The sequence below is a fragment of the Yinghuangia sp. YIM S10712 genome (assembly GCF_051388935.1).
Taxonomy (GTDB): domain Bacteria; phylum Actinomycetota; class Actinomycetes; order Streptomycetales; family Streptomycetaceae; genus Yinghuangia.
Window position 1 is genome coordinate 1 of the sequence record NZ_JBPKBI010000052.1, and the last position, 6,828, is coordinate 6,828.

The 6,828-nt window shown below is 70.8% G+C and carries 7 protein-coding genes; 2 read left to right on the top strand and 5 right to left on the bottom strand.

What is annotated here, in order from left to right:
- Positions 1–583 (top strand): FAD-dependent oxidoreductase (locus tag ACRX5W_RS32965; protein WP_436792077.1); only part of this gene is annotated, 583 nt, incomplete at its 5' end.
- 177 nt (positions 584–760) lie between these two features.
- Here the strand turns inward: ACRX5W_RS32965 and ACRX5W_RS32970 are convergent.
- The 5 genes from ACRX5W_RS32970 to ACRX5W_RS32990 form a co-directional block, all read right to left on the bottom strand.
- Positions 761–1,273: a hypothetical protein gene (locus ACRX5W_RS32970; RefSeq protein ID WP_436792078.1), complete on the bottom strand. Its 513-nt coding sequence runs from the start codon at positions 1,271–1,273 to the stop codon at positions 761–763.
- A 3-nt stretch (positions 1,274–1,276) separates the two neighbouring features.
- Positions 1,277–1,648, bottom strand: a complete 372-nt coding sequence (locus tag ACRX5W_RS32975) for a cytochrome c biogenesis protein CcdA (protein WP_436792079.1) — start codon at positions 1,646–1,648, stop codon at positions 1,277–1,279.
- 6 nt (positions 1,649–1,654) lie between these two features.
- Positions 1,655–2,086 (bottom strand): redoxin domain-containing protein, encoded by a 432-nt coding sequence (locus tag ACRX5W_RS32980; protein WP_436792080.1) that lies wholly within the window; start codon positions 2,084–2,086, stop codon positions 1,655–1,657.
- A gap of 319 nt (positions 2,087–2,405) precedes the next feature.
- On the bottom strand, positions 2,406–5,111 hold the full coding sequence (locus tag ACRX5W_RS32985) for a bifunctional acetate--CoA ligase family protein/GNAT family N-acetyltransferase (RefSeq protein ID WP_436792081.1): 2,706 nt from the start codon (positions 5,109–5,111) through the stop codon (positions 2,406–2,408).
- A 262-nt stretch (positions 5,112–5,373) separates the two neighbouring features.
- The gene (locus tag ACRX5W_RS32990) at positions 5,374–5,991 is read right to left on the bottom strand and encodes an Rv1733c family protein (RefSeq protein ID WP_436792082.1); all 618 of its coding nucleotides are present in this window, start codon (positions 5,989–5,991) and stop codon (positions 5,374–5,376) included.
- A 287-nt stretch (positions 5,992–6,278) separates the two neighbouring features.
- On the opposite strand from ACRX5W_RS32990, the gene ACRX5W_RS32995 reads away from it, so the two are divergent.
- On the top strand, positions 6,279–6,725 hold the full coding sequence (locus tag ACRX5W_RS32995) for a CBS domain-containing protein (RefSeq protein ID WP_436792083.1): 447 nt from the start codon (positions 6,279–6,281) through the stop codon (positions 6,723–6,725).
- Positions 6,726–6,828: the final 103 nt, after the last annotated feature.

Genomic DNA, 6,828 nt, shown 5'->3' on the forward strand with positions numbered 1-6,828 from the left:
GACGCGGGTGCGGTGCGCCGACGGCACCGCCCTGGCGTCCGACGCGACCGTGTGGACCGCCGGGTTCACGGTCAGCCCCATCGCCGCCGCGAGCGGGCTGGAAGTCACCGAGAACGGCCGGATCGTCGTCGACCGCACCATGCGGTCGATCTCGCACCCGGACATATACGCCGTCGGTGACAGCGTTTATGCGATCGGTGACAACGGCCGGCCGCTGCCGATGTCCTGCGGTTCCGCCGGCTACACCGGCAGGCAGGCGATCGAGGCGATCGTGGGGCGCCTGACCGGCGGGAAGGTCGCGCACACCAAGCTGGTCTACACCTTCAACCACATCAGCCTCGGCCGACGTGACGGGATCTTGCAGAAAGTGGACGGCGAAGGACAGGCGAAGCCGACGTACAAGGGCGGCCGACAGTCCGCCCGCATCAAGGCGGTCATTCTCAAGGGTGCGCTCTGGGCCACCTCACATCCCACTTTGGGCCTGCCCAAGCGCAAACACCGCTTGGCCGCCGCCCCGGACGCCACCGCTGAGGACGCCGTCGCGTACGCGCAGCACGAGTCTCCTCCGAAGGCCACCGCGTAGGCATCTGCGAGGGTATCCGCGTGGACAGCACGGCCCGGACGCGTCGCTCATCATCGAGTGGTGAAGTGGTGTTCGTGGGTCGCGGGAACCTTTTGGGTGCGGTCCTATCGGTGCAGGCCACGAAGCGGCCAGGCCCCGAAGGCCAACGCGACGAAACGCAGTCGCCTACTCAATCGGTCATGTCGAGCGGCAGTCCGGCGCGTTGTGCCGTGCCTGCCGTCGGACACGGACGCGGCGGACGATGCCTGTGGCGAATCCGGCGGCCGAGAGCACAGCGAACGCCACCGCGATGGCGCCGAAGCCGAGGTCTTCGACCCACCGGCTTATCGCGCCTTGGATCTCGTAGGCGCGGTCCATGATCGGATCTTGGGTGGTTCCGCCGTCGTTGACACGCAGTTCGTACCAGCCGTAGTACGCCACGTACGCGCCCGCGACCAGCAGTAGGACGCCGCTGATTCGGCCGATGTACCGCATGCCGCGCCGCAGTTGCGTCACGACGACGGACTGCGCGAGAGCGACGGCAAGGGCCAGCACGCCGACGACGACCCCCATCCCCAGTGCGTAGGCGAGGAAGACCGCCACCCCGGCGGGGATGCTCTCGGTCTCGAACGTGCTCGTGGTCAGTGCCAGGAACGGTCCGATCGTGCACGACAGCGAGGCGACCGCGTAGGAGACGCCGTACAGGACCATCGACTACACCGACCGGGTGGGCGGCCCTGTCCTGAACTTCGGTCCGGAGAAGAAGAGTTCCCGGCCGGACAGCAGCCACCCGCCGAGGACGAGCAGCACAACCCCGATGACGATCGTGGCCCACGGCAGCCACTCCTGGACCGACAGCGCGAGCGGCGTGACGATCAGCCCGAACGCTCCGAACACCGCCACGAATCCGACGGTCATCGCGGCCGTCATGCGCAGCGCTCGCAGCACTGCCGCGGTACGGCTCGCGTCCTGCTCCGGGCTCGCGATCAGCAGCGTCAAGTACGCGGGCAGCAGTGCGAAGCCGCACGGGTTGAACGCCGCGACCAGCCCGGCCGCCAGCGCCAGCGCGTACGGGACGTCGCCCATCGCCGGTCAGCCCTTCGCGGCGAGTTCGGCGACCTTGCGCTCCAACTCGTCCTTGCCCAGTGGCCCGGACGCTTTCGTGGTCGAACCGTCCGGTGCCATGAACACGAACGTCGACTGCTGGGTGATGCCGAGCTTGCGCCAGACTTCCCCGTTCTCGTCGGACAGGTGCGAGATGCCGCCGGTTTTGGTGTCGGCGACGAACTTCCTCATCGCCGATTCCTTGTCGAGACCGGCCACTCCGACAAACGCGACCTTTCCCTGGAACCGGGCGGACACCGCCGCCACGCCGGGAGCCTCGCTCTTGCACTTGGGGCACCAGGGCGCCCAGAACCAGAACACCACCGGTTTTCCGGCCAGTTCCGCGCCCTTGAACTGTGCGCCGTCCAGCGTGGACGCGGTGAACTGCAACTTGTCCGGCACCGAGACAGGGGAAGTCACCGAAGGACCGGCCGGGGCGCTCGACGGCGCGGACGCGCCTTCCGACGAGGGAGCACCAGGCGCCGGACTCGACGTCGGGGCGGTGTTCCCACCCGCGGTGCCGGCGTCGGCGCTGTCCGACGAGTCACTGCCGCATGCCGAGAGAGCAAAAACGACGGAGACCAGCACTGGTATCAAGCGATTGCGCAACATCAAAAAACAGCCTCCCCAAGCACCCCGAGAGCACAGCGCCCACCGGCAGCAAGCCTAAAAAGATCAAGAAGCGCCGTCAGCGAGAACCCCCATTACGGATCCATGACGGTGTTCTCCGGGGGTCGGTTCAGCGGACGCGCGGCAGGTACGGGTCGGTCGGGTGATGTGGCGCGACGCGGATGCGTACGTCCACCACCGTGACGCCGTCAGGGGTGGCGATGGCGGGGTTGAGGTCGAGTTCCCGCAGTTGCGGCAGGTCGTCGGCGAGGCGGGACACGCGGTGCAGCAGCTCCTCGACCCGGTCGATGTCGCACGGGGGTGCCCCGCGGTGGCCGTGGAGCAGTTTCGAGGCTTTCGACTCGGTGATGAGGTCTTTGGCGTCCAGGTCGGTCAGGGGCGCGAGGTGTGCGGTGTGGTCGTCGAGGATGTCGACGTGGGTGCCGCCGAGACCGAACAGCACCAACGGGCCCATGGTGTCGTCCTGTTCGATGCCGACGATCAGTTCCACGCCGGGAGCGGCCATGGCTTGGACGACGGCGCCGTGCATGCGCCGGCCGAGGCGTTTGCGGAGCTCGTCGTAGGCGTGGCGTACGGCGTCCGCGCTGTTCAGGCCCAGAAGGACGCCTTGGACGTCGGTCTTGTGGGTCAGTTCCGGCCCGTGGGCCTTGACCGCGACCGCGCCGCTGGGCGAGCTGCTCCGCAGCGCCCGGAACGCCTCCACGGCGTCTCGTGCGGTGGTGACGGTCCGCGAGGGCGCCTGTGGTATGCCGTAGGCCTCCATGACGGCGGTGCACTCGTCCGGGGACAGCCAGCCACCGTCGGGGTTTTCGGCCAGGTGGCCCTCGACGACCTCGCGTGCGCGGTCGGCGTCGACGCGGTCGAGGTGCGGCACGGTGCCGGGCGGGCGGACCAGCCACATCGCCCGGTCGCGGGCGTGCGCGAGGGCGACCGCGGCGGTCCGGGTGTCGGCGAAGACCGGGAAGGAGCCGTGCAGGGCGGGGACGAGGTCGACGGCGTCCGCGCGGTCGGGGGCGACGACGACGATGGGGATGCCGCGCACCGCCGACCCTCGGGTCAGGTCCGCCAGCGGGTCGCCGAGCGCGGTCGGGGCGAGGGCCAGCAGCACCGCTCCCACATGGCCGGTGGAGGCGATCAGGTCGACGGCGCGGCGCAGCGAATCCGCCGGCACGTTCGCGGTTGCGTCGATCGGGTTCGCGCATGCGGCTCCCGGGGGAAGCAACTGCGCCAGCGCCTCTTCGAGTTCGGGGCCGAGGTACGGCACGGCAAGACCGGCGTCGGCGCACGCGTCGGCGGCCAGCACCCCCAGGCCTCCGGCGTTCCCGATGACGGCCACGGCGGCGTTCCCCGGCAGGGGTTGGGCGGCCATCAGGGCGGTCGCGGCCACCAGGTCGCCGATCGAGGTGGTCGCGGTGACACCGGCCTGCCGGAACAGCGCGCCGCGTGCGACGGTCGGGGTGACCGCGGCTGCGGTGTGGGAAGCCGCGGCTCGTCGTGCGGGTGCGGAGCGTCCGGCGTCGACGGTCAGCACCGGAATCTGTCGGCCGGTCCGTCGCGCGACGCGGGAGAACTTCCGTGGATTGCCGAACGATTCCAGGTGCAGGACGGCGAGTTCGGTGCGCGGATCGGTCTCGAACCACTGGAGCATGTCGTTGCCGCTGACGTCGTACTTGTCACCGAGTGACGCGAAGGTCGAGACGCCCACGCCGAGCCGGTTCAGTTGCCGCAGCAACGCGATCCCCACACCACCGGACTGCACGGCGACGCCGACTCGGCCCGGGATCGGGGTCACCCCCGTGAAGTTGGCGAGGAGCGGGGTGCGGCCCGCGGTGTCCGCGATGCCGACACCGTTGGGGCCCACCATGCGCATGCCGTGCCGGTGGCAGCTGTCGCGCAGGCTTTGCGCTTGGCCGGCGTCAAGGCCCGAGGTGACCACCACCAATGCGGCCACGCCTGCCTGCCCGCATTCTTCGGCGAGTTCGGGAACCGCCTTTGCGGGAACGGCGACCACGACGGTGTCCGGCACCCGAGGGATTTCGGCGACGTGTGAGTACGCGCGCACCCCCGCGATCTCGTCCGCACTCGGGTGCAGGACGAACAAGGCGTCGTCCCAGCCGGCGGCGGTGAGGTTGGCCAGGATGGCCCGGCCGACCGAGTCGGGGCGCCGCCCGGCGCCGGCGACCGCGACGGTCCTCGGCCGGAACAGCGGCAGCAGGCTCGCCGCGTCCGCCTGGCGTTCACGCAACCCCATCGCCGACAGGAACTCCTCGCGGCCGGGGTCGTCGGCGGTCGGCCGCAGCGGGATGACGGCGGTGACCACCCCGCTTTTCACCGTGCGGTGCAGTGGGAGCCCCATGTCCTGGAGGACGCGCAGCATCGCACGGTTGCCGGACAGGACATCCGCGGTCCAAAAGCGCACACCCTGCGCGCGGGCCACGTCGATCAAGTGCTCGATCAGCAGCGTGCCGACTCCGCGGTGGTGCCAGTCGTCGGCCACCGTGACCGCCAGCTCCGCCTCGCCGGGCGCGGTGGAGTAGAACTCCGCCGCGCCGATGGCCGCACCGCCGTGCCAGGCCAACAAGGCGCCCGCACCGGGTGCGTCGACCGCGCAGATACGCCGAGCGGTGTCGGTGGCGGCCCGCTGTGACCCGCCGAAGAAGCGCATGTGCAGGCTTTCCGGCGACAATCGCTCGAACAGCGCCCGCACCGAGGGCTCGTCGCTCGTGGCCGCCGGGGCCAGGCGCAGCATGGTGCCGTCCGCAGCGAGCGCGTGTCGGTCGGGGGAGGCCGGGTCGGTCTGCCGGGGTGTGGTCATGGTTGGCGTTCACCCTTCGGGTCGATTGAGCGGGAAGCGGCGCTGTGACGTCCTACGTGCGGATGGCGGCGCGTGACGGTGTGCGGTGCCGGACCCGACTTTTCTCGCGAAGAGGCGGGCGGGGGAGGGTCGTTCGGCCCGGTTGCTCGGGCTGAGCGGGCCCGGTCGGCGCCGAATCCGCGCCGTGCCGTATGCCGGGGCTTCCTGCGGGGTGTCGACATCGGAACGTGCACGAGGGAGAACGCCGGCGCGGCAGGTGACGCTATGCGGCTGCGGTCCAGGTGGGGCCGATGCGGTCCCAGTCGCGGGTCCAGGCGCGCTGGCGGGAGCGCATGAAGAGCTTTTGCTCGGTGGCGTACAGGATCAGGACGGCCGCGCCTCCGCACAGCAGGGCGGCGACGGCCACCGCGGCGGCGTCGAGGACGGCGCGGGACGGAGGTGCCGGCTCTTCGACGGGGTTGCCTGCCTCGTCGAGCCACACGGTGGTGGTCTCTCCGGAACTCCCGGGCGCCGGCACCGGGGCGACGGCCGTGCGCAGGGACCCGTCGGCCTGGGTCCAGCTCACCCGCGCGTCGACCGATGTCCCCCCGGAGCCGAGCGGGAGCAGAGAATCGACGCCGCCTATGTCTTGTTGCAGTACCGCGGAGACCTGGTGGCGCCGGGCGAGTTCGGCCTGTCGCTCGGCCTCGGACTGGGAGTACTGGGCGTGGGCGAGAAGGAAGGCGATTGCGGGCACCGCGCTCACCGCGACGACGAGGAGCCCGAGCAGGACGGCGTGGACTCGGTGGCGGCGACTGCGCAGCGGCGGCGGCGGGCACACGACCGGTTCGGCGAGCTGCGGCGGGGTGCCGTGTATGCGGTCGTCTCCGGTCGGTTCCATGCCCGTTCCTCCCGTTGCATCACATTCGTATATTCGTGAGAGCCGGGCACGGCGCGTCGTCCGGGAACGGACGCGACTGCCCTGGGAACACTGTGGCGTGCACAGGCGGATCCACACATGGGACCAACGGCCCCCACATGCGGGTCCCCAGACCTGTGTCGCCGCGATGCCCCCGACTCCGCTCGACAGGCCCCTGGGAGCAGGGTCGAACGGCCCTCCCGTCCGCCGCCTCGGTCCATGAGACTCGGGTTGCGGCGACGCGCGCCGCTTGACCTTTGGAGGCCGCCATGACGAACACCACCCGCGCCGCGCTGCACATGGGGCCCGGTTCCGCTCGGCCGCCCGACGTCGGGGACGTGATGCACGCGCCCGTCGTCGCGGTCGACGCCACCGACACGCTGTGGACCGCGATGGACGTCATGCTGACCCGCGGGCTGCGGCACCTGGTCGTCACCCGCGACGGCGTCGCGCTCGGCATCCTGTCCGACCGCGACCTGGCGGCGGTGTGGGCGATGGACCCGATCGGCCTGAAGAACCGCCGCGCCGCCGACGTCCTGGTGACGGGGGAGCCCTTCGTCCCCGCGGACACCGACGTGATCACCGCCGCGACGCGCATGCGCGGCCTGGGCGGCGACGCCCTGGTCGTCGTCGACACCGACGGCGCACCGCTGGGTGTCGTCACCGACCACGACCTGCTCGGTGTCCTGGCGGCGCTGCTTCGGCCGGCCCGCTGAACCCCTGCCACACTGAACGCACAGAGTTTTCGTAAGAGATGAGCCTGCCATGACGCCGATTCGCGTGTTCCTGCTCGACGACCACGAGGTGGTCCGACGCGGC

What these genes read in the sequence shown, in the direction of transcription:
- ACRX5W_RS32970 (WP_436792078.1), bottom strand. Translation starts at nt 1,273, where the DNA reads ATGGTCCTGTACGGCGTCTCCTACGCGGTCGCCTCGCTGTCGTGCACG.
- ACRX5W_RS32975 (WP_436792079.1), bottom strand. Translation starts at nt 1,648, where the DNA reads ATGGGCGACGTCCCGTACGCGCTGGCGCTGGCGGCCGGGCTGGTCGCG.
- ACRX5W_RS32985 (WP_436792081.1), bottom strand. Translation starts at nt 5,111, where the DNA reads ATGACCACACCCCGGCAGACCGACCCGGCCTCCCCCGACCGACACGCG.
- ACRX5W_RS32990 (WP_436792082.1), bottom strand. Translation starts at nt 5,991, where the DNA reads ATGGAACCGACCGGAGACGACCGCATACACGGCACCCCGCCGCAGCTC.
- ACRX5W_RS32995 (WP_436792083.1), top strand. Translation starts at nt 6,279, where the DNA reads ATGACGAACACCACCCGCGCCGCGCTGCACATGGGGCCCGGTTCCGCT.